Genomic DNA, 19,097 nt, shown 5'->3' with positions numbered 1-19,097 from the left:
ACGGATGCACCTCTAGCTCAACTGGCAGAGCAATTGACTCTTAATCAATGGGTTCCGGGTTCGAGTCCCGGGGGGTGCACAAAGGAATCAGCCCCTGACCTGCGGAAACGCAGGTCAGGGGCTGATTTGTTTTCACGACGCCGAAGGGTAGTCGGCCGCGCACGCAGGGTGCTTCGCTGTCGCTGGTCAAACGACGTCGACGGCCGGGTCCACTGCGTTGACGATGGCCTTGGTGACTTGTGAAGAGTCGCCGGCCGCAAGATCGCGAACCACTGTCTGGAGTTCCCGGCGGAGCTTGTCGGTATCGACTGCCACGGGTGCAAGCACTGCCCGTTCAAGTTCTCGGGCCTGGGAAAGCGCCTGCGCGCCGGCATCCGTAAGGGACACAACATGGCTGCGGCGGTCGGACTGGCTGCGTACGCGCTGGATGTGGCCATGGGTTTCCAGGCGCACTAATGTCTTGCCCATGGTCTGAGCCTGCACCCGCACGATCTGCGCTAGCATCGCCTGGGTCATCGGGCCTTTTGCGGCCAGGACATCGAGGGCTATGACGCCTGCGTGCGTGAGTCCCATGGCACTCAGCTTCTCGTTCCAGGCATGCTCGACGAGCCGTGCCGCCGTAGACAACAGGCGACCGGTGGGCCAACGATCCATGTCAGGCATAGCCGACAGTATATAAAGCCCTGAGCCGGCATGTGTCCGAAACGGGCAACTTCGGCGAACAAAATGGGACTTGTGGTCTCAATTCGTGTCCGGCGCCGGAAAATCACTAAGCTGGTAGGCCGCGTGGGAATCGCCGCATAGGAACCGTGGCGTTGGAAACAAAGGAGAAACTTTTGGCTGAACGGCTTGTGCAGGGCGACGCTGCCCCGGACTTCACGCTCCAGGACGCGGCAGGCAACGAGGTCCGCCTGGGTGACTTCCGTGGAAGGAACACAATCGTCTATTTCTATCCGGCAGCCTCCACCCCGGGTTGCACCAAGCAGGCCTGCGACTTCCGGGATTCCTTGGCTGCCCTGAAAGCGGTTGGCTACGAGGTCCTGGGCGTGTCTCCTGATCCGGTCAAGGACCTGGCCAAGTTCGTCAAGGAAGAAGAGCTGACCTTCCCGCTGCTGTCCGACGAAGGCCACAAGGTTGCCGAGGCCTACGGAGCTTGGGGCGAGAAGAAAAACTATGGCCGGACCTACGAGGGCCTGATCCGCTCCACCATTGTGGTGGACCCTGAGGGCAAAGTGGCCCTGGCGCAGTACAACGTACGGGCAACCGGCCACGTCGCGAAGCTGCGCAGGGACCTCAAACTCGATAAGTAGTTCGCGAGCTTCTCGGCTCGTCGTCGAGCCTGTTTCGGCCTGCACGCCAACCATAGGTAGACTGGAGGCCGGAACCTGCGCGAGTGGTGAAATTGGCAGACACGCAGGATTTAGGTTCCTGTGCCTTCGGGCGTGGGGGTTCAAGTCCCCCCTTGCGCACCAATGCTCCGGCATTCAGTACCCCGGTCCCCGGACCGGGGTATCGCCATCTCACGGCCAGGAGCGTCACTTAGACTGAACTGCAGTCCGCTTCGCTGCGGGCCCGGCCTTTCCAACCACTTTGAGGGGGACTACGAGTGGCATTCAGCACGTTGAGCCGAGCGGCAGCCAGCATCGGCGCGGGAATTCTCGCGCTTGCCCTGGCCTCGTGCACGGCGGTGCCGGGCCCCGCACCGTCGTCGCCGACCACCTCTACCGCACCCAGCGAGCCAACAGCCACATTCAACTTCGGAACGGCCTCCCAACCCCTTGGGCTTGATCCGGCCCTCACTGCCGACGCGGAGTCCTACCGTGTCACCCGCCAGATCCTGGAAGGCCTCGTCGGGGTGGATCCCACCACCGGACAGCCGTCCCCTCAACTCGCGATTGAATGGTCAGAGGGAGACGACGGCTTAAGCTACGACTTCAAGCTCCGGCCCAACGTCACCTTCCATGATGGAACGCCCCTTGACCCCGCTGCCGTCTGCGCCAACTTCGATCGCTGGTATACCTACCCCCAGGACGTGAGGACGAAGGCGCCGGGCATCACATTCAAGGGCGTCTTCAAGGCGTTCTCGGACACTCCTGACCTGTCTATCTACAAGTCCTGCGCCACCCCCTCCGGCGACACTGTCCGCATCAGCCTGACCCGCCCGTTCACGGGTTTCCTCCAGGCATTGACCCTTCCCGCCTTTGGCATCTCCTCCCCGCAGGCACTGGCGGCACAGACGGCAAATGTGCTGGACCAGTCGCGCGACGGGCAGCCGATGTCCGCCTACGCGAACCATCCGATCGGTACCGGCCCGTACGTTTTCACGTCCTGGAACGACGGCGGCGTGTCGCTCTCCAGCTACAAGGACTACTGGGGAGAACGCGGACAGATTGCCAGCATCAACTTCATTCCCTATGACCACCCCCAGGCCCGACTCCAGGCGCTGCTGGACGGGAAGATCGACGGCTACGACCTCGTTACGGTCGGAAATTTCGACCAACTGGTAAAGAAGGGCATGCAGATCGTCCAGCGTGACCCCTTCTCCGTCATGTACCTGGGCATCAATCAGGCGGTTGCCCCGCTGGATAACCTCGAAGTGCGCCAGGCTCTGGAAATGGCCATTGACAAGGACACCCTGATCCGGAGATTCTTCATCGACAACACGGCACAGGCAACCCAGTTCGTACCGCCGAAGCTGAGTGGCTTCAACAACAACGCGCCCTCCCTGGGCTATGACCCGGACAAGGCCAAGAAGGTCTTGGCCGAAAGCGGCTACAAAGGCGAAGAACTCAAGTTCTACTACCCCCTCAATGCCACCAGGGCGTACCTTCCCACCCCCGAAAAAATTTATGCGGAGCTCAGCCGCCAGCTGACAGCCGTCGGGTTTAACATCAAACCTGTTCCCGTGGAATGGAGCGAGGGCTACCTGCAGAAGGTCCAGTCGCCAGGTGACCACGCCCTGCACCTGCTGGGCTGGAACGGGGCCTATTCCGATCCCGACAACTTCGTGGCGCCCCTCTTTGGTGAGACCAACAGCGAATTCGGCTACAAGGATCCGCAGGTCTTCTCCAAGATCGACCGTGCCCGCGGACTGCCCGAGGGCCAGGACCGGACCAGCCAATACCAGACCATTAACGCCCAGATCGCGGCCTCCGTCCCGGCCGTCCCGATCGCGTTTCCGATCTCGGCGCTGGCGCTCTCCGACCGGGTTGAAAAGTACCCCGCGTCGCCCGTCTTAAACGAAGTTTTCACAAACGTCCGCCTGAAGCCTTGACGGCCCACGGCAATTTCAGTTATTAGGCACGCCGGGGATATTCTGTGACAGCCAGTGCCGCCGTACCCGGAGATTGATCGTGACCTTCATTTCCAAGACACAACACGCCGACGTCGTCCTTATTGGCGGTGGCATCATGAGCGCCACCCTTGGGGCTTTCATCAAGCAGCTCGAGCCCACGTGGTCCATTTCCCTCTTTGAGCGGCTCGACGAAGTGGGGCTGGAAAGCTCAGGACCCTGGAACAACGCCGGCACAGGTCACGCGGCACTCTGTGAATTGAACTACACTCCCGCTGCGAAGGATGGCAGCGTCAAACCGGCCAAGGCAATTCACATCAATGAGCAGTTCCAGCTGTCCCGCCAGTTCTGGTCGCACCTGGTGGACAACTCGCTGATCGGTTCGCCCAAGCGTTTCATCAACACGGTTCCGCACATGAGCTTCGTCATCGGCGATGACCACGTTGATTTCCTGCGCCGGCGCTACGAAGCCCTTAAGCCCAACACCCTGTTCCGCAGCATGGAGTACTCCGAGGATCCCTCGCTGATTGCCAAGTGGGCTCCCCTAATCGTTCAGGGCCGTGACCCCCGGCAGAAGGTGGCCGCGACCCGTGCCGCCGAGGGAACCGACGTCGACTTCGGTGCCCTGACCCGCGAGCTCACCGGCTACCTTCGCAACAACGGTGTGGAGGTCAACTACGGGCACGACGTCACTGACATCCGCAGGGCTTCCGACGGCGGATGGGACCTCAAGCTCAAGTACCCCGCCTCCGGTGAGCATGGAGGTATCCATGCAAAGTTCGTGTTCGTGGGAGCCGGCGGAGGCGCCCTGCACCTCCTCCAGGCTTCCGGCATTCCGGAAAGCAAGGGCTACGGCGGATTCCCGGTGTCGGGCCAGTTCTTCCGCTGCACCGACCCCGCCGTCGCCAGCCAGCACGCCGCCAAAGTCTACGGCCAGGCCTCCGTGGGCGCGCCTCCGATGTCAGTCCCCCATCTCGATACCCGCTACGTCAACGGGAAGCGGTCGCTGCTGTTCGGCCCCTACGCCGGTTTCTCCACGAACTTCCTCAAGACCAGCAGCTACCTTGACCTGCCGTTGTCCATCCGCCCAAGCAACATCATTCCCATGCTGGCCGTTGCCAAGGACAACATGGATCTGACGGCGTACCTCATCAAGGAAGTAGCCAAGGGCCGCGACGCCAAGGTGGAATCGCTGCGCGAGTACTACCCCGAGGCCAAGGGTGACGACTGGGAGCTCATCACCGCCGGCCAGCGGGTGCAGATCATCAAGAGGGATCCCCATAAGGGCGGCGTCCTGCAGTTCGGGACCGAGGTTATCGCGGGCCGGGACGGCTCCATCGGCGCACTCCTCGGCGCCTCCCCCGGGGCCTCGACGGCGGTACCCATCATGATCGAGCTGCTGCAGAAGACCTTCCCGAAGAATTTCAAGGGTTGGCAGGGCAAGCTCAAGGAGATGATGCCCGGCTACGGCGTCAAGCTCAATGACAACCCCGAGCTCGCCGAGGAAATCGAAGCCAGCACCGCAAGGTCCCTCCAGCTCCAAGAGGCCAGCGTCAACAGCTAGAGGTCATAACCTGGCCCCAAGGTCCCGGGAGGCGTTGGAATGTTCCGGCTGGCACGTCTATCGCTGGGCAATCGTGCCCTGATTGCGCTGATCACCGTCTTCGCGGCGGTGTTTGGCGTTATCACTATGTCCTCCCTCAAGCAGGAACTGATCCCGTCCATCGAGTTTCCGCAGATTACGGTTATCACCTCCATGCCGGGGGTGTCGCCCGAAGTAGTGGACAAGCAGGTGAGCCGGCCCCTCGAAGCCGCGCTGAATAGCGTCGAAGGGCTCGAGTCGACCACGGCGACGTCCCGCAACGGGGTTTCGCAGATCACAATGGTGTTCACGTACGGCTCGAACCTGGATCGGGCACGGAACCAGATTGACCGGGCCATCTCCAACGCAAAGCGGATCCGGCCAGCGGATGTGCAGCCGCAACCCATCGCCGGCAACCTAAGTGATTTCCCGATCGTTTTCCTGGCCGTGTCCTCGGACAAGTCCCTGAGCGAGCTCGACGCCGATCTCCAGAGACTGAGCGTTCCCCGCCTTCTGAAGCTCGACGGCGTGCGCAGCGCCGATGTGACTGGCGGGGCAGGCCAACACATCCTGATCCAGCCTCGGCCTGACGCCATGGCCGCCACGGGTGCGTCGGTCCAGGCAATCGGCAATGCCCTGAAAAACAATGGTTCCCTGGTTCCCGCGGGCACCATCGAGGACCACGGCAAGACCCTCTCCCTCCAGGTTGGCAGTCCCATCGACTCCGTGGACGTCATCAAAGGCCTCCCCTTGGCAGGCGTGCGGGAAGCGGCGACCATCGGCACCGTGGCCGACGTCAGCATCAAGGACGAGCCACCGACGTCGATTACCCGCACCAACGGAAAGCCGACTCTCGCGCTCTCTGTGACGAAGAAGCCCGAGGGCGACACGGTGGCGATTTCGCATGCGGTAAAGGATTCAATCGCCGCCATGGAAGCCGAACTGGGCGCCAACGCAAGGTTCACGGCGGTTTTCGACCAGGCGCCTTATATTGAGAAGTCCATCAAGGACCTGACTACCGAAGGCCTGCTGGGCCTGGGCTTTGCAGTGGCCGTCATCCTCGTGTTCCTCATGTCGGTGCGGTCCACGCTGGTGACGGCCGTATCTATTCCGCTTTCGTTGCTGATCACCTTCATCGGAATCTCGGCAACACGCTACTCCCTCAACATCCTCACCCTTGGTGCCCTGACAATCGCAATCGGACGCGTCGTGGACGACTCGATTGTGGTTATCGAGAACATCAAACGGCACCTGAGCTACGGGGAGCCCAAACTCACGGCAATCCTCACCTCCGTCAGGGAAGTTGCCGGCGCCATTACCGCCTCCACCCTGACCACGGTTGCCGTGTTCCTCCCGATTGCCTTCGTCGGAGAACTTGCCGGCGAACTCTTCCGGCCCTTCGCCCTGACAGTGACCATCGCGTTGCTGTCCTCCCTGCTGGTGTCGTTGACGATTGTCCCGGTACTGGCCTACTGGTTCCTCAAATCGCCCTCTCCCTCGGGATCGACAGGACTTGCCAGTGACATTGCCGCCAAAGCCCATGCGGCGGAGCAGCGGACCCTGTTACAGAGGGCGTACATGCCGGTGCTGCGCAAGACCCAGCGGCACCCCGTGCTAACGGTGGTGGCTGCCGGACTTATCCTGGCGGGCACCGCGGCCATGGTCCCGTTCATGGCGACCGACTTACTCGGACGCTCAGGCGAAAACAGCATGACCATCAGGCAGATCCTGGCGCCCGGAACGAGCCTTCAGGACACAAGCAATGAAGCCGGAAAAGTGGAACAGGTCCTGCAGGGCATCGACGGCATCCGCGACGTCCAGGTCACCTCAGGCAATGCCCAGACCGGTTTCACCGCACTGACGTCCACAGGGGCCTCGAATTCGACCTTCACGGTGGTGACGGATGAGACGGCGGACCAGGGGGCGCTGCAGGAGCGGGTCCGGAGCGAACTCGCCCAGGCAGGTGCCGCAGGAAAGATTACGGTAGGCGCCCAGCAGAGCGGCTTCGGTTCGTCGTCGACCGTGGACGTCACCATTCGGGCAGGTGACCCCCAAGAACTCCAGGCCGCCAGTGATGCGATGGTGGCCGCGCTCGACGGCGTTCCCGGAAGCTCGGAGATAGCCACCAACCTCGCTGCTAACCAGCCGGTGGTCCAGGTCCGTGTCGACCGCGCCAAGGCAACTGCGGCGGGACTGAACGAAGAGCAGGTGGGCGCCGTGCTCGCCGCTACCGTGAGCCCCGTCCCGGCTGGCTCCGTCCGAATCGGCACCGACGAATTCCCAATACAGATCGGGGAGGGAACCCGGTTTGGCAGCATAGCTGCGGTCAAGGCCCTACAGCTTCCGACGGCGCGTGGCCCCGTGACGCTGGACAGCATTGCCTCCGTGGAGCAGGGAGACGTCCCCATCTCCATTACCAGCAGCAATGGCCAGCGCACCGCCCGCGTCTCAGTCACGCCGTCGGGGTCAAACCTTGGAGCAGTCAGCGCCGAAGTCCAGAAGCGCATGGCTGAAGTTCAGCTGCCGGCCGGAGTCACGGCGTCCATAGGCGGTGCCACCACCCAGCAGGCCGAGTCATTCCGTCAGCTCGGGCTGGCACTCCTGGCCGCGATCGCGATCGTCTACGTCATCATGGTTGCCGCCTTCAAGTCGCTGGTGCAGCCCCTGATCCTCCTGGTGTCCGTCCCGTTCGCCGCCACCGGCGCGATCGGCCTTCTCCTGCTCACGGGCGTTTCCCTGGGGCTGCCGTCCCTGATTGGAATGCTCATGCTCGTGGGAATCGTGGTGACTAACGCAATCGTGCTTATCGACCTGATTAATCAGTACCGGCGCCCCCATGACGGCCGGCAAGGAATGGGCGTGTCCGAGGCGATTATGCACGGAGCGAGACAAAGGCTTCGCCCGATCCTCATGACCGCCCTGGCCACTGTTTTCGCCTTGACCCCCATGGCCCTTGGCATCACCGGCAGCGGAGGGTTCATCTCGCGCCCGCTCGCCATCGTTGTCATAGGCGGCCTGGTTTCCTCGACCGCCCTGACACTTGTCCTGGTGCCGGTTCTGTACAACCTGGTTGAGGGGCGGCGGGAGAAGAAGGCACTGCTCCAGACCCTCCAGCAGCTGCCCGATGTTTCCGGCCTCTACCGGAGCCGAGTTGACGCCGCGAAAAGCAGCCGTAGCAGCCAGTCTCAACGGAAGAATTCGTAAGGGAATAAAAAGACCCAAGGGCCTTGTTCTGATCAGCGATATATGCAAATGCATCTATTTCAGATACGCTGGTTGCAGATTCAAGTAACCGCCAGGAAGGGCAGGCACCACATGCAGATCGGCGTCTTCAGCGTCAGCGACATCACCACCGACCCCACCACCGGGCGCACTCCAACGGAGAACGAGCGCATCAAGGCGTCCGTGGCCATTGCCAGGAAGGTCGAAGAAATCGGCATGGATGTGTACGCCATCGGCGAGCACCACAACCGCCCGTTCTTCTCCTCCTCCCCCACCACCACGCTGGCCTACATCGCGGCGCAGACCAAACGCATCATCCTGTCCACGGCGACCACGCTGATCACCACGAATGATCCCGTGAAGATCGCCGAAGACTACGCCATGCTGCAGCATCTCGCCGACGGCCGCGTGGACCTCGTCATGGGCCGCGGCAACACGGCACCCGTATACCCGTGGTTCGGCAAGAACATCCAGGACGGCATCGAGCTTGCCGTGGAGAACTACAGCCTGCTGCGGAAGCTGTGGGATGAAGACACGGTCAACTGGTCCGGCAAGCACCGCACGCCCCTGCAGAACTTCACCTCCACGCCCCGCCCCCTCGACGGCGTTCCCCCCTTCGTCTGGCACGGTTCCATCCGCAGCCCCCAGATTGCGGAACTGGCTGCCTACTACGGAGACGGCTTCTTCGCGAATAACATCTTCTGGCCGAAAGAGCACTACCAGCAGCTGATCGGGCTCTACCGTGAGCGCTACGAGCACTACGGCCATGGCAAGGCCGACCAGGCAATCGTGGGCCTCGGAGGGCAGTTCTTCATGCGCAGGAACTCCCAGGACGCCGTCAAGGAGTTCCGGCCCTATTTCGACAACGCCCCGGTCTACGGCCACGGCCCGTCCCTCGAAGATTTCACGTCCCAGACCCCGCTGACTGTTGGCAGCCCACAGGAGGTCATCGAAAAGACCTTGAAGTTCCGCGAATACTTTGGCGACTACCAGCGCCAGTTGTTCCTGATCGACCACGCAGGGCTGCCCCTCAAGACTGTCCTGGAGCAGCTGGATCTCTTCGGCGAGGAGGTCCTGCCCGTGCTGCGGAAGGAGTTCGCGGAAAGCAAGCCCGCCCATGTTCCCGATGCCCCGACACATGCGGCTCGGGTGGTAGCGCGGCTCGCCGGACAGGCGGACGAGACCCTCGACGAGACCGTCGTCGACCAGCCCGCAGCCCGTGCAGTCAGCGCAGCTGCAGGAAAGGAGTCATGATGAGCACCCAAGCTCCCTCATCGACCGCCGTGAGACTGGCAGCCGAAACCTGGGAGTCCCTGTTTCGCGCGCAGGTGGCCGTGATGCGCCGCCTGCAGGCAGGCCGGGCCTTCAAGGCGCTGCCGATCAAGGAGTACGACGTGCTCTTCACGCTTTCGCGGTGTCCGTCCGGGCAGCTCCGCCTCAATGAGATCAACGACCACGTGCTGCTGAGTCAATCAAGCCTGAGCCGGCTCGTGGACCGGCTTGAGAAGCGCGGGCTGGTGGAGCGGCGCATTGCGCCCGAGGATGGGCGGGGCGTCCTGCTCGGCTTGACCGAGGCCGGCAGGGAGCTGCAGAAGGAGATCGGCCGGGAGCATGTGCGGGATATAACCGCGCTCATCGCACCGGCGCTTACCGAGGAGGAGCAGCGGGAACTCCTGCGCCTGACGGAAAAGCTCCGTGCTTCCTTGCCCGGACGCTAAGCCCCTTGGGTTTACCGCCTGAACACGTCTACTGCGCAACCACAGCCCGCACAACCACAGCTAGTGCAGGGTGACGAGCCGGGAGGGATCTTCCACGGGAAGGTCTCCCTCGGCAATCGCGGACACTTTGAGGTTCAGGAGTTGCAGGCTGCCCCCCACGGTGGACAGGAACGCCGTGTCTGAGGAGTCCCGTCCCGCCGTAATCCGAAGCATGGTCTCCCGTGGGGCCAGGCCGGTGGGATCGATGACGTACCAGGCTCCGTTAATGTGCGCTTCGGCCACAGCATGGAAGTCCATGGGGCTCAGGCCAGGGGCGTAGACAGCCGTTAGGCGCGCAGGAATGTCCTTGGACCGAAGCAGCGCAATGGCAAGGTGTGCAAAATCGCGGCACACGCCCCGCCGATGGAGCAGCGTCTCCACCGCACCATCGGTCCCGCGTGACGAGCCGCTGAGATACCGCAGTTCACTGGAAACCCATTTCCTGACGGCCTGCAGCAGTTCCTCGCCCTGCATCCCGCCGAACTCGGCATAGGACGTGGGAAGGAGCCGATCCGATTCGGCATAGCGGCTGGGACGCACATACCTGATGAGTTCCATAAGGGAGGATTCATCTGGATCCGCCGATCCCACGACGGTCGCCTGGTAGTCCACTGTGACTTCGCTGGGTTCCGCGAACTCCATGTAGTGGAAGCGTCCGCCGTGATGGTCCGACAGTTCCTGGACCGGAACGTCCTCTCCTGCTGCCGTAATGGAGAGCCGTTCTGTCAGGGACTCGTAGCCGGGATTGCGGGCTACGGCTATTGCCAGCGCCACCTTGGTATCGGTGACAGTCTTGAAAACGAGGCGGGCGGCAACTTTACGTTCCATGGATCTCCGGAGTTGGTTGCGGCGGGACAGCCCCAGATGTCGCCGCTGGGGGTGAATCGACCAGTTGCTGGTCTACGAATTGATCTTCAGAGACAGTAGCATCCGTTGGACATTGGCGAATTCCGAGCTTTCGTTGACGTACTTCGCCGCCTGCTCAAGCGTGTCGAATGATTTGGCCGGAGCAACCTTCTCGTCGACGGCGAACGCCCGTAGCGTGGCAAGGTCACCAAAGTAGTAATCGCCTTTGCCTGCCGGGCCCTGGACTATGTTCCGCAGCTGGCAGGCCTTTCCATCGGCCCCTCCCACCATGTTCGTAATGCCGTAGGAGCCGAAGAACTTGTAGCCCTGGATAACCCGGAACACCACTCGGGGTGCGATGGTGCCTTCGCCGTCGGAATGGGGGACCTCGAGGGGCACACTATTGACCACCACGTAGGGCCGTCCCGCGTCCGTGGCGCAGGCCGCCGGGGAGGCAGGGGGGAGGCCGGTTTGCAGCGTCGCCAGGTAGAGGCCCTTCGCATCCTTGACTTCGATCTTCATGGCACCCGGGAGCGAGCCCTGATCCGGCTGCACTGACTGGACAATCCAGTCCTGCGGCAGCTCGAAGCTTACGCGCTTGGAAGCGTCGCTGTAGCTCTTCCAGGCCAAGGCAGTCGCCCCTGGTGCAGGAGAACCTCCTGTTCCAGGAGTGGGTGAACCCGTGCCATCGGAAGGAGGCGCCGAGGTCCCCGTGCTGCCAGGTTCCTGGGAGGTGGTGCCCGGTACCGAGGAGGAAGGATCCGGTTGCGCGGTCCAGGCAGGAGTCCCCTTGCCATCGCTGCTGCAACCCGCCAGGGCCGACACGGCCAGCAGAGCTGTAAGGCAGAGCGCTACCGATTGTCCTGCCACTGCAGGTGTCCCTTTCATATGGCCAGCCTACCGGCGCCGGGATCAGTCTCCGGCGAAGGATGGGGAGGTGTTTCATCTAGGCTTGGGAGCATGGCCCAGGAAGCGTTCGATGAGGCGTCAGGCATCGGCGACATGACCGCCGTCGACATTGCCGATTGGCGACTGCGAACCTTCGCACTCTACGACGCCGTTCGGCGGCTCGCCGCCGAGGACCCCTTCCAGGCGCACCTTCACTGGCGCCAGGAACGTGACCGCATGTTTGCCACACACCCTGCTTCCGCGCTGACGCCCGCCGCCAAGGAGCGGTTCGCTGGACTGCGCACCGCAGACTACGACCCCGCCTTCAGGCTCTATGCCTCCCTTGAAGCTGAGGGAGGCGGCGAAGAAATGAATGTGCGCACGGGAACCGACGGCGTTGTGCCCTTTGTCAGGCTCGGGACCTTTGATCTCCCCGATTTGGGCCGTCTGGCCGTTTGGCGCCTCCTGGGCTATGGCGGAGGAATCTTCCTGCCCTTCAGGGATGCAACAGCCGGCCGCGATGGCGGCAGCTACGGAGCGGGCCGCTACCTGCTGGACACCATCAAGGGTGCTTGGCATGGTGTTCGGAAGACGGGCTCCGGCGACGCAGCGGAGCAGGAGTTCATCCTCGATTTCAATTTCGCCTACAACCCTTCCTGCGCCTATAACGAAGCCTGGGCATGCCCGCTTGCCGGACCAGCCAACAGACTCGAAAAAGAAGTCCCTGTGGGCGAACTCTATCCGCCCTCATAATCTGGCCTGCTCTTAGGCGACGGTAAGGGGACGGTAATCTTTGAACGCTGCGAGTCGTTCTTCGCCGTCCTAGCCTTGAATCATGACGAGCCGAATCGTTGGGACCCTTCGCAGGCATCCGATCTCCACAGTCGCGGTTGGAACAGTCCTGCTTGTAATGCTGGTGGTTGGCGCGGCGCTGTTTCAGCCGTGGCGGCTTTTCACGAGCAGCACGGTAAACGAGGCGCTACCCGGACCTGCCTCCGAAATCGCGGTGACGACGCCAGCGCCAGATCCAGCATCGCCGGCACCGAACGGGGCGTCACCGTCGCCTGGCACTTTGGCACCGCCGTCGAACACTGCCTCACCCACGACGGCCGTCCTCGCCGCCGGAGCTTTCCAGTCCCAGGAGCACCCGACGTCCGGGACCGCGGTGCTGCTTCGGCTGCCTGATGGAAGCCATGTGGTCAGGCTGGAAAACCTCGCCAGCAGCGACGGCCCGGACGTCAAGGTCTGGCTCAGCGACCTGGATGCAGGCGGGGACTGGTTCAAGTACCGCTCCGGCAAGTACCTTGACCTGGGACTGATCAAGGCCACCCATGGGAACCAGAATTACACGATCCCTGCTGGCGCCGATCTGCAAGGGCTGCGCACAGTGGTCCTGTGGTGCGACCGCTTTAGCGTCGCCTTCGGATCCGCCGCCCTGCAGTAAGCGCACCTGGCCCAAGTAGCTCGCAATTGTGGTCGTTATGAGGGCTCATGGCGACAACAACTGCCAGCTAGTTGGGCACGGGACGACGCCTAGGAGCGGCTCAGTCCCCTGACAGCCAGGACCGCGGACTCGACGGCGGTCGCAGCCTCCTCCAGTTCGGCTGCCGTGATCGCCGAATTGAAACTAAACCTCACCGCCGTCTGGGCAACCTCGGCGGGGATGCCGAGCGCCGTCAGTACCGGCGACGGGGCATCCGAACCTGCCGCGCAGGCCGAACCGCTGGAACACAACACACCTAGCCGCTCCAGTTCCAGGAGCACCGATTCGCCGCTCGTGCCCGGGAAGCAGAACGAGGCGATCGAGGGCAGGCGCTGCTCGGGATGACCTGTCAGCATGGCACCGGGAACACGGTCCAGCACCCGGCGGATGAAGCCGTCCCTTAGCTCCACGACCCGCCCGACGGTGTCCGCCTGTTCCCCGTTGGCCAAGGTCAGGGCGGTTGCCAGGGCCACCGCGCCGGCAACGTTCTCGGTCCCGGAGCGCCGGCCCCGTTCCTGTCCGCCGCCGTGAACCAGCGGCTCCAGGCGCAGCCTCGACTTGGCGAACAGCACTCCGCTACCTTTGGGGGCGCCGAGTTTGTGCCCTGAAAGGCTGAGCGCATCGACTCCCAGGTCCTGGACCCGCACAGGCAGCCAGCCCGCGGCCTGCACTGCGTCCGTATGGAACGGAACCCCCGATTCCGCCGCAATAGCCGCAAGCTCGGCCACCGGCTGGACAGTTCCCACCTCGTTGTTCGCGTACATGATGCTCGCTACCGCGGTGCCGGGCTGCAGTGCCGCGCGGAACGCCTCCGGCGTCACTAGCCCGGTGTGGTCAACGGGAACGACGTCGATGGTGAAACCGTGGACGCGCTGAAGGTAAAGCGCCGACTCCTCCACGGCAGGATGCTCGATAGAGCTAAGGAGCACGCGATCCAGGGAGGGATCCTTCGCCCTGCGGGACAAGGCGATACCTTTCACTGCGAGATTGTCGGCCTCGGTCCCCCCTGACGTGAACGTGATTTCACCGGGCCTGCAACCCAAAACCCCCGCCACCGCTGCCCGCGCACCTGCGAGCGCATTGGCAGCCGCCTCACCAAGGCTGTGGTGGCTGGACGGGTTCCCGAATTCTCCAGAGAGGTACGGCCACATTGCTTCGAGCACTTCCCGGCGAACCGGGGTTGTGGCGGCGGCGTCAAGGAAAATCATGGCTTCGCTACCCGAGGCTGGATGCCGTCAGGGCTTCGGAGCTGCTCAGCGTCACGTCCAGCCCGAGGTCCAGGGCGGCAACACTGTGGGTGAGCCCGCCGATGGAGATGACGTCGACTCCTGCAGCAGCGATGTCTGCCACCGTGTGCACGTTGACGTTGCCGCTGGCTTCGACAATTGCACGGCCGGCCACCTGCAGGACGCCTGCGCGCAGCTCGTCGATGCTGAAGTTGTCCAGCATGATCGTGTCCACGCCGGCCGCGAGTACGGGTTCGATCTGCTCCGCCCGGTCCACTTCCACTTCAAAGTGGGTGGTGTGTCCCAGCTGGGCCTTGGCCGCTTTGAGCAGTGCCGTGAGCTTGAGGGGATCGCCGCCCGTCATGACCGCGAGATGGTTGTCCTTGGCCAGCACCGCATCCGAGAGGCTGTAGCGGTGGTTGGCACCGCCGCCGCAGCGCACGGCGTAACGCTCCAGGATGCGCAACCCCGGCGTGGTCTTGCGGGTGTCCGTGATGCGCGCCCTGGTCCCCTCTACCAGCCTGACGAATTCGGCGGTCTTGGTGGCGATCGCGCTCATCCTCTGGGCCAGGTTCAGGCCGACCCGTTCCGCCAGCAGCACCGACCTCGCCCGTCCGCTGACGCGCACCAGGTGCTCGCCGGCGTCGAACGCTTCACCGTCGGCAACCAGCAACTCCACCTCGGTGTCGGCGTCGACGAACTTCATGGCATCGCGGAAGACGGTTCCCCCGCTGAAGATACCGGGAACCCGCGCCCCCAGGACGGCCGTTGCGCGCGCCTCCGCCGGGATCAGCAGCTGGGAGGTGATGTCCCCGCCGGGCGCATCCTCGGCGAACGCGCGCTCCAGGATGTCCCGGACGGGTGCCGCGGGGAGGGTCAGGCTGGTCATAGGACAAGGCTCGCTTTCCGGCTCATTGAGTAGTGTTTGTCGTCGTCGACCGTCATCTCGAGCGGGCGGGTGTCATCCCTGTGGTGGGCACCGAGGGAGCTCCGCCGTTCCCGGGCTGCGTGGACCAGCAGTTGTGCGGCCAGCAGGAGGTTGGCATCCTCGTGGGCCCGCGGATCCAACGAGTCGGCTGGGATTGCCGCGGGTTCGACGGCGGTCCAGGCCGCCAGTGCTGCGCCTGCCTCGCGTAGCTGGCCACCCGTCCGTATGACGCCGGCCTTGGCCGTCATGAGCCGACGCAGGGCTGGTCGCGAAAAAATTCCAGGATTGCTGAAGGATGCCTCGACAGGCCCCGGCATCCGTTCAAACTTCCAGGCAGTATCACCGGCCGCGGCTGAGTCAGCGCTAGGAGGAACACCGTTCTCGGACCGCTCCGCCAAGAACGCCTCTACGGCCCGGCGACCGAACACGAGCCCTTCAAGCAGGGAATTGCTGGCCAGCCGGTTGGCACCTTGGACCCCTGTGCAGGCCACTTCGCCGGCAGCGAAGAGCCCCGGAACCGTGGTGCGTCCGTGAAGATCGGTGGTAACGCCGCCCATCCAGTAGTGGGCGGCCGGTGCAACGGGAACCAGCTCCCGCGTCCAATCGACGCCGGCATCACGTGTCCGGGCGCTGATCGTGGGGAAGCGCTTCTCAAGGAAACCGGACCCCTTGTGGGCCTCGATCAGTCGGGCATCCAGGTACACATGGCCGTTGGGGTCACCAAGCGCCGAAAGGTGCAGGGCAATGCTGCGCGAGACCACGTCCCTGGGCGCCAGCTCGCCGTCAGGGTGGTAATCCGGCATGAACCTTCTGCCCCCTGCGTCCAGGAGGATGGCGCCTTCGCCCCGAACCGCCTCGGAAATCAGCAGCGGATCCTGGTTCCCTTCGGACTCCCTTGCGTGCGGAGAGCGGACCATGCAGGTCGGGTGGAACTGGAAGAATTCCAGGTCCTTCACCTCGGCGCCCGCCCGCCAGGCCAGCGCCAGGCCGTCTGCAGTAGCAACAGAGGGATTGGTGGTCTGCGCGAACAACTGGCCTGCTCCCCCAGTGGCCAGCAGGACCGCGTCGCCCTCAACGCCCAGGCCCTGTCCGTCCTGCAGGAACGCGGCGCCTGTGACCCGGCCATGCTGCTGCGTCAGGGCCGTTACATGGGCGTGCCCGATCACCTGAATCCGGCCTGCGGCCTGTGCATCAAGGACGCTGCGGATGAGTGCCGCGGCAACGCGGGCACCGGTGGCGTCGCCGCCGGCATGCAGGATCCGGGGCGCTGAATGGGCGGCTTCGAGCCCCAAGGCGGGGTCGCCGTCGTCGTCCAGGTCAAACCGCACGCCGAACCGTTCCAGCCCGGCGATGTCCAGGCGGGCCTCCGTGCATAGCACCCGCACAGCGCCCTCGTTGCAGTGCCCCACACCAGCTTTGAGCGTGTCCGCAATATGGTCGGCTACTGTATCGCCGGGAGCAGGCTCATCCAGGACGGCCGAGATGCCGCCCTGTGCGTAATAGGTGTTGCTGTCCGCGAGCGCGCCCTTGGTCAGCAAGGTCACTTCGGTTCCTGCCTCAGCGGCCAGCAGTGCGGAGTACAGTCCCGCGATGCCGCTTCCGACGACGATCAGCCGCTGAGGCGTGCATCCGCCAGCAAAGCTCCCTGCAGTCATGTGAGGCTCATTTCGGGGTTGTCCTGAAGTCCGGTTTGTTTCGGGTGTGCCTATTTCGGCCTGGCTTATTTTGGCCATGCCTACTTCGGCTTGGCCGCCAGCATGCGCTCCAGCGCGATCTTTGCATGGTCCTGCACCGAGTCGTCCACAGTGATGCGGTTGACGACGCGTCCCTCAACGAGTTCCTCCAGTACCCAGGCAAGGTACCCGGGGTGGATGCGGTACATCGTGGAGCACGGGCAGATGACGGGATCCAGGCAGAAGATGTTGTGCTGAGGATTCTCTGCGGCCAGCCGGTTCACCATGTTGATCTCGGTGCCGATCGCGAAGTCCGTCGGCGTCGTGGCTGCAGCGATCGCCTTCTTGATGAAGTCCGTGGAGCCGGCGGAATCAGCGGCGTCAACCACTTCCATGGGGCATTCCGGGTGGACGATCACGTTGATGCCGGGGAAGTCGGCCCGCGCCTTCTCAATCTGGCCCACGTTAAAGCGCTTGTGGACCGAGCAGAAGCCGTGCCAGAGGATAACCCGGGAATCCAGGAGCGCCTGCTCGTCATTGCCGCCGAGCTCCTTGCGGGGGTTCCACATGGGCATCTGTTCCAGCGGCACGCCCAGGGTCTTGGCGGTGTTCCGTCCAAGGTGCTGGTCCGGGAAGAACAGCACCCGCTGGCCGCGCTCAAAAGCCCATTCGAGGACAGTGCGGGCATTGGAGGACGTGCACACGATTCCGCCGTTGCGTCCGCAGAAAGCCTTCAGTGCCGCGGAAGAGTTCATGTACGTGACCGGAATGACCGGTACACGACCGTCTGCGTCCACGTCCGTTCCGAACAGCTCTTCCAGCTGCTCCCAGCAGTCCTCCACGGAGTCTGTGTCTGCCATATCCGCCATGGAGCAGCCGGCGGCGAGGTTGGGGAGGATCACTGCCTGTTCCGGGGTGGACAGGATGTCGGCGGTCTCGGCCATGAAGTGCACGCCGCAGAAAATAATGGCTTCGGCGTCGGGCTTGGTAAGGGCTGCGTTGGCAAGCTGGAACGAATCGCCCACGAAGTCCGCGTACTGGATGACCTCATCGCGCTGGTAGAAGTGGCCGAGGATGACGGCCTTGTCACCGAGCTTCTGCTTGGCTGCACGGATCCGGGTATCAAGTTCGGCATCGCTGGCAAGCTTGTACTGTTCGGGCAGCTGGCCCTGGCGGGGTGTCGCGGCCGGCGCCACGTCAGCGCTGGATGCACCGGGACCATAGGCCGGTACCCCGGCAAGGGATTCGGCGATGTCGTATTCCCAGGGCCCCTTGGCCAGCGCAGAGCTACAGGTGGCCCCTGCGGCGGACCGGCCCTTTTCAGCTTCCTCGCGCGTGATCAGCTGGACGGCTGTGTTGACGCTGGTCATGGTGTACTCCTGTTGTCGGGCCCTAGTCCGGGCGTTCCCGTAAAGCGATAGAGGCGTGGAGGGCGGTGTTTCCCGCCCTGGAGGTATTCGCCGGTTTCCTGGATCTCCGGTGTGGCCTTGAGCTGGCGGCGGAAGTTTGCCGGATCCAGCTGGCGGTCCAGCACGGCCTCGTAGACCTCCCGGACCTGCGCCAGCGTGAAGAACTCGCCAAGCAGGTGATACGCGATGGATCCGTAGGCCATCTTGTTGCGAAGCCGCCACAACGCGTAATCCACGATCGCGTTGTGGTCGAAGGCCAACTCCCCAAGCCTGTCGGCGCGAAACCAGCGAACGTTTTCGGACTCGTCCGCAAGGACGGCCTCGGTGGGGCGCACCAGGGCCCAATACACGATTGACACGACACGTTGGGTAGGCGAGCGGTGGAGGCCCCCGAAGGCGTAGAGCTGTTCAAGGTACTGGGGGGTGAGGCCCGTGGTTTCCTGCAGATTGCGCGACGCTGCATCCTGCAGGGATTCTTCGTGCGTAAGCGGGCCGCCCGGCAGGGCCCACATGTCCTTGAACGGTTCGCGGATGCGCCGTACGAGCGGAAGCCACAGGGTGGGCCGCCCGGATGTTTCGCTCGGTCGCAGGGCAAAGATGACCGTCGAGATAGCAAGCGACGGCGGGGCAAGCCTGCGTTCCGCCACGTTCGCAGAATTTGAATACAACATGTCCACCCCCTCCTCGTTGATGCGAAGCCCGGCTGAAACTCCCGCTGAATCTCGCGGGAAGCTTCCGAAGTAGTTAAAGTCAAAATGACTAGAACTAATGCTAAACCTCCGGCTGCCGGA

16 protein-coding genes and 2 tRNA genes are annotated in these 19,097 nt (G+C 63.5%); 10 read left to right on the top strand and 8 right to left on the bottom strand.

Annotated elements, in window-relative coordinates; genetic code table 11:
* Positions 1-6 precede the first annotated feature (6 nt).
* A tRNA-Lys gene (locus tag J7E82_RS10905) sits at positions 7-79 on the top strand.
* A gap of 107 nt (positions 80-186) precedes the next feature.
* Here the strand turns inward: J7E82_RS10905 and J7E82_RS10900 are convergent.
* Positions 187-654, bottom strand: a complete 468-nt coding sequence (locus J7E82_RS10900) for a MarR family winged helix-turn-helix transcriptional regulator (RefSeq protein ID WP_214862643.1) — start codon at positions 652-654, stop codon at positions 187-189.
* Positions 655-836: 182 nt separating this feature from the next.
* On the opposite strand from J7E82_RS10900, the gene bcp reads away from it, so the two are divergent.
* The 7 genes from bcp to J7E82_RS10865 all read left to right on the top strand — a co-directional run bounded on the left by bcp (position 837) and on the right by J7E82_RS10865 (position 9,814).
* Positions 837-1,310 (top strand): thioredoxin-dependent thiol peroxidase, encoded by a 474-nt coding sequence (gene bcp, locus J7E82_RS10895; protein ID WP_214862622.1) that lies wholly within the window; start codon positions 837-839, stop codon positions 1,308-1,310.
* A gap of 77 nt (positions 1,311-1,387) precedes the next feature.
* Positions 1,388-1,472: transfer RNA gene (locus J7E82_RS10890), tRNA-Leu, on the top strand.
* A 197-nt stretch (positions 1,473-1,669) separates the two neighbouring features.
* Entirely contained in the window at positions 1,670-3,274 is a 1,605-nt protein-coding gene (locus tag J7E82_RS10885; protein WP_214862642.1) for an ABC transporter substrate-binding protein, read from the top strand.
* Positions 3,275-3,353: 79 nt separating this feature from the next.
* Positions 3,354-4,856, top strand: coding sequence for a malate:quinone oxidoreductase (locus tag J7E82_RS10880; protein ID WP_214862621.1), 1,503 nt, complete (start codon positions 3,354-3,356; stop codon positions 4,854-4,856).
* A 39-nt stretch (positions 4,857-4,895) separates the two neighbouring features.
* On the top strand, positions 4,896-8,078 hold the full coding sequence (locus tag J7E82_RS10875) for an efflux RND transporter permease subunit (protein WP_214862620.1): 3,183 nt from the start codon (positions 4,896-4,898) through the stop codon (positions 8,076-8,078).
* A 111-nt stretch (positions 8,079-8,189) separates the two neighbouring features.
* Positions 8,190-9,350 (top strand): LLM class flavin-dependent oxidoreductase, encoded by a 1,161-nt coding sequence (locus J7E82_RS10870; RefSeq protein WP_251041760.1) that lies wholly within the window; start codon positions 8,190-8,192, stop codon positions 9,348-9,350.
* On the top strand, positions 9,350-9,814 hold the full coding sequence (locus J7E82_RS10865; protein WP_214862619.1) for a MarR family winged helix-turn-helix transcriptional regulator: 465 nt from the start codon (positions 9,350-9,352) through the stop codon (positions 9,812-9,814). Before J7E82_RS10870 ends, J7E82_RS10865 begins: the two co-directional genes overlap by 1 nt.
* Positions 9,815-9,874: 60 nt before the next feature.
* Here J7E82_RS10865 and J7E82_RS10860 read toward each other — a convergent pair whose 3' ends face one another.
* Positions 9,875-10,681: a transglutaminase family protein gene (locus J7E82_RS10860; protein ID WP_214862618.1), complete on the bottom strand. Its 807-nt coding sequence runs from the start codon at positions 10,679-10,681 to the stop codon at positions 9,875-9,877.
* Positions 10,682-10,753: 72 nt separating this feature from the next.
* On the bottom strand, positions 10,754-11,587 hold the full coding sequence (locus J7E82_RS10855; protein ID WP_214862617.1) for a hypothetical protein: 834 nt from the start codon (positions 11,585-11,587) through the stop codon (positions 10,754-10,756).
* 72 nt (positions 11,588-11,659) lie between these two features.
* Between J7E82_RS10855 and J7E82_RS10850 the strand changes: the two genes are divergently transcribed.
* Positions 11,660-12,340 (top strand): DUF1684 domain-containing protein, encoded by a 681-nt coding sequence (locus J7E82_RS10850; RefSeq protein ID WP_214862616.1) that lies wholly within the window; start codon positions 11,660-11,662, stop codon positions 12,338-12,340.
* A gap of 82 nt (positions 12,341-12,422) precedes the next feature.
* Positions 12,423-13,031: a DM13 domain-containing protein gene (locus J7E82_RS10845; RefSeq protein ID WP_214862615.1), complete on the top strand. Its 609-nt coding sequence runs from the start codon at positions 12,423-12,425 to the stop codon at positions 13,029-13,031.
* Between the two features lie 89 nt (positions 13,032-13,120).
* On the opposite strand, the gene J7E82_RS10840 is transcribed toward J7E82_RS10845, so the two are convergent.
* From J7E82_RS10840 to J7E82_RS10820, 5 genes are all read right to left on the bottom strand, one after another.
* Positions 13,121-14,278 (bottom strand): cysteine desulfurase family protein, encoded by a 1,158-nt coding sequence (locus tag J7E82_RS10840; protein WP_214862614.1) that lies wholly within the window; start codon positions 14,276-14,278, stop codon positions 13,121-13,123.
* 7 nt (positions 14,279-14,285) lie between these two features.
* The gene (gene nadC / locus J7E82_RS10835) at positions 14,286-15,185 is read right to left on the bottom strand and encodes a carboxylating nicotinate-nucleotide diphosphorylase (protein WP_214862613.1); all 900 of its coding nucleotides are present in this window, start codon (positions 15,183-15,185) and stop codon (positions 14,286-14,288) included.
* Positions 15,182-16,879 carry an L-aspartate oxidase gene (gene nadB / locus J7E82_RS10830; protein WP_214862612.1) on the bottom strand — a complete coding sequence of 566 codons (1,698 nt, stop codon included), beginning with the start codon at positions 16,877-16,879 and terminating at the stop codon, positions 15,182-15,184. Before nadB ends, nadC begins: the two co-directional genes overlap by 4 nt.
* A gap of 80 nt (positions 16,880-16,959) precedes the next feature.
* Positions 16,960-18,267 carry a quinolinate synthase NadA gene (gene nadA / locus J7E82_RS10825; protein ID WP_214862611.1) on the bottom strand — a complete coding sequence of 436 codons (1,308 nt, stop codon included), beginning with the start codon at positions 18,265-18,267 and terminating at the stop codon, positions 16,960-16,962.
* Positions 18,264-18,977 carry an NUDIX domain-containing protein gene (locus J7E82_RS10820; RefSeq protein ID WP_214862610.1) on the bottom strand — a complete coding sequence of 238 codons (714 nt, stop codon included), beginning with the start codon at positions 18,975-18,977 and terminating at the stop codon, positions 18,264-18,266. The genes nadA and J7E82_RS10820 overlap by 4 nt, the downstream gene beginning before the upstream one ends.
* Between the last annotated feature and the right edge of the window lie 120 nt (positions 18,978-19,097).

The organism is Arthrobacter sp. ISL-30, from assembly GCF_018613855.1.
Taxonomy (GTDB): Bacteria; Actinomycetota; Actinomycetes; order Actinomycetales; family Micrococcaceae; genus Arthrobacter.
The sequence above is the reverse complement of the archived record's forward strand: the minus strand, read 5'-3'. Positions and strand labels throughout refer to the sequence as shown.

Excerpts from the sequence above, each read along its gene's own strand:
- J7E82_RS10855 (WP_214862617.1), bottom strand. The coding sequence starts at position 11,587 with ATGAAAGGGACACCTGCAGTGGCAGGACAATCGGTAGCGCTCTGCCTT.
- J7E82_RS10850 (WP_214862616.1), top strand. The coding sequence starts at position 11,660 with ATGGCCCAGGAAGCGTTCGATGAGGCGTCAGGCATCGGCGACATGACC.
- nadA (WP_214862611.1), bottom strand. The coding sequence starts at position 18,267 with ATGACCAGCGTCAACACAGCCGTCCAGCTGATCACGCGCGAGGAAGCT.
- J7E82_RS10865 (WP_214862619.1), top strand. The coding sequence starts at position 9,350 with ATGAGCACCCAAGCTCCCTCATCGACCGCCGTGAGACTGGCAGCCGAA.
- J7E82_RS10860 (WP_214862618.1), bottom strand. The coding sequence starts at position 10,681 with ATGGAACGTAAAGTTGCCGCCCGCCTCGTTTTCAAGACTGTCACCGAT.
- J7E82_RS10845 (WP_214862615.1), top strand. The coding sequence starts at position 12,423 with ATGACGAGCCGAATCGTTGGGACCCTTCGCAGGCATCCGATCTCCACA.
- J7E82_RS10820 (WP_214862610.1), bottom strand. The coding sequence starts at position 18,977 with ATGTTGTATTCAAATTCTGCGAACGTGGCGGAACGCAGGCTTGCCCCG.
- J7E82_RS10870 (WP_251041760.1), top strand. The coding sequence starts at position 8,190 with ATGCAGATCGGCGTCTTCAGCGTCAGCGACATCACCACCGACCCCACC.
- J7E82_RS10875 (WP_214862620.1), top strand. The coding sequence starts at position 4,896 with ATGTTCCGGCTGGCACGTCTATCGCTGGGCAATCGTGCCCTGATTGCG.
- nadB (WP_214862612.1), bottom strand. The coding sequence starts at position 16,879 with ATGACTGCAGGGAGCTTTGCTGGCGGATGCACGCCTCAGCGGCTGATC.
- nadC (WP_214862613.1), bottom strand. The coding sequence starts at position 15,185 with ATGACCAGCCTGACCCTCCCCGCGGCACCCGTCCGGGACATCCTGGAG.
- J7E82_RS10900 (WP_214862643.1), bottom strand. The coding sequence starts at position 654 with ATGGATCGTTGGCCCACCGGTCGCCTGTTGTCTACGGCGGCACGGCTC.
- J7E82_RS10840 (WP_214862614.1), bottom strand. The coding sequence starts at position 14,278 with ATGATTTTCCTTGACGCCGCCGCCACAACCCCGGTTCGCCGGGAAGTG.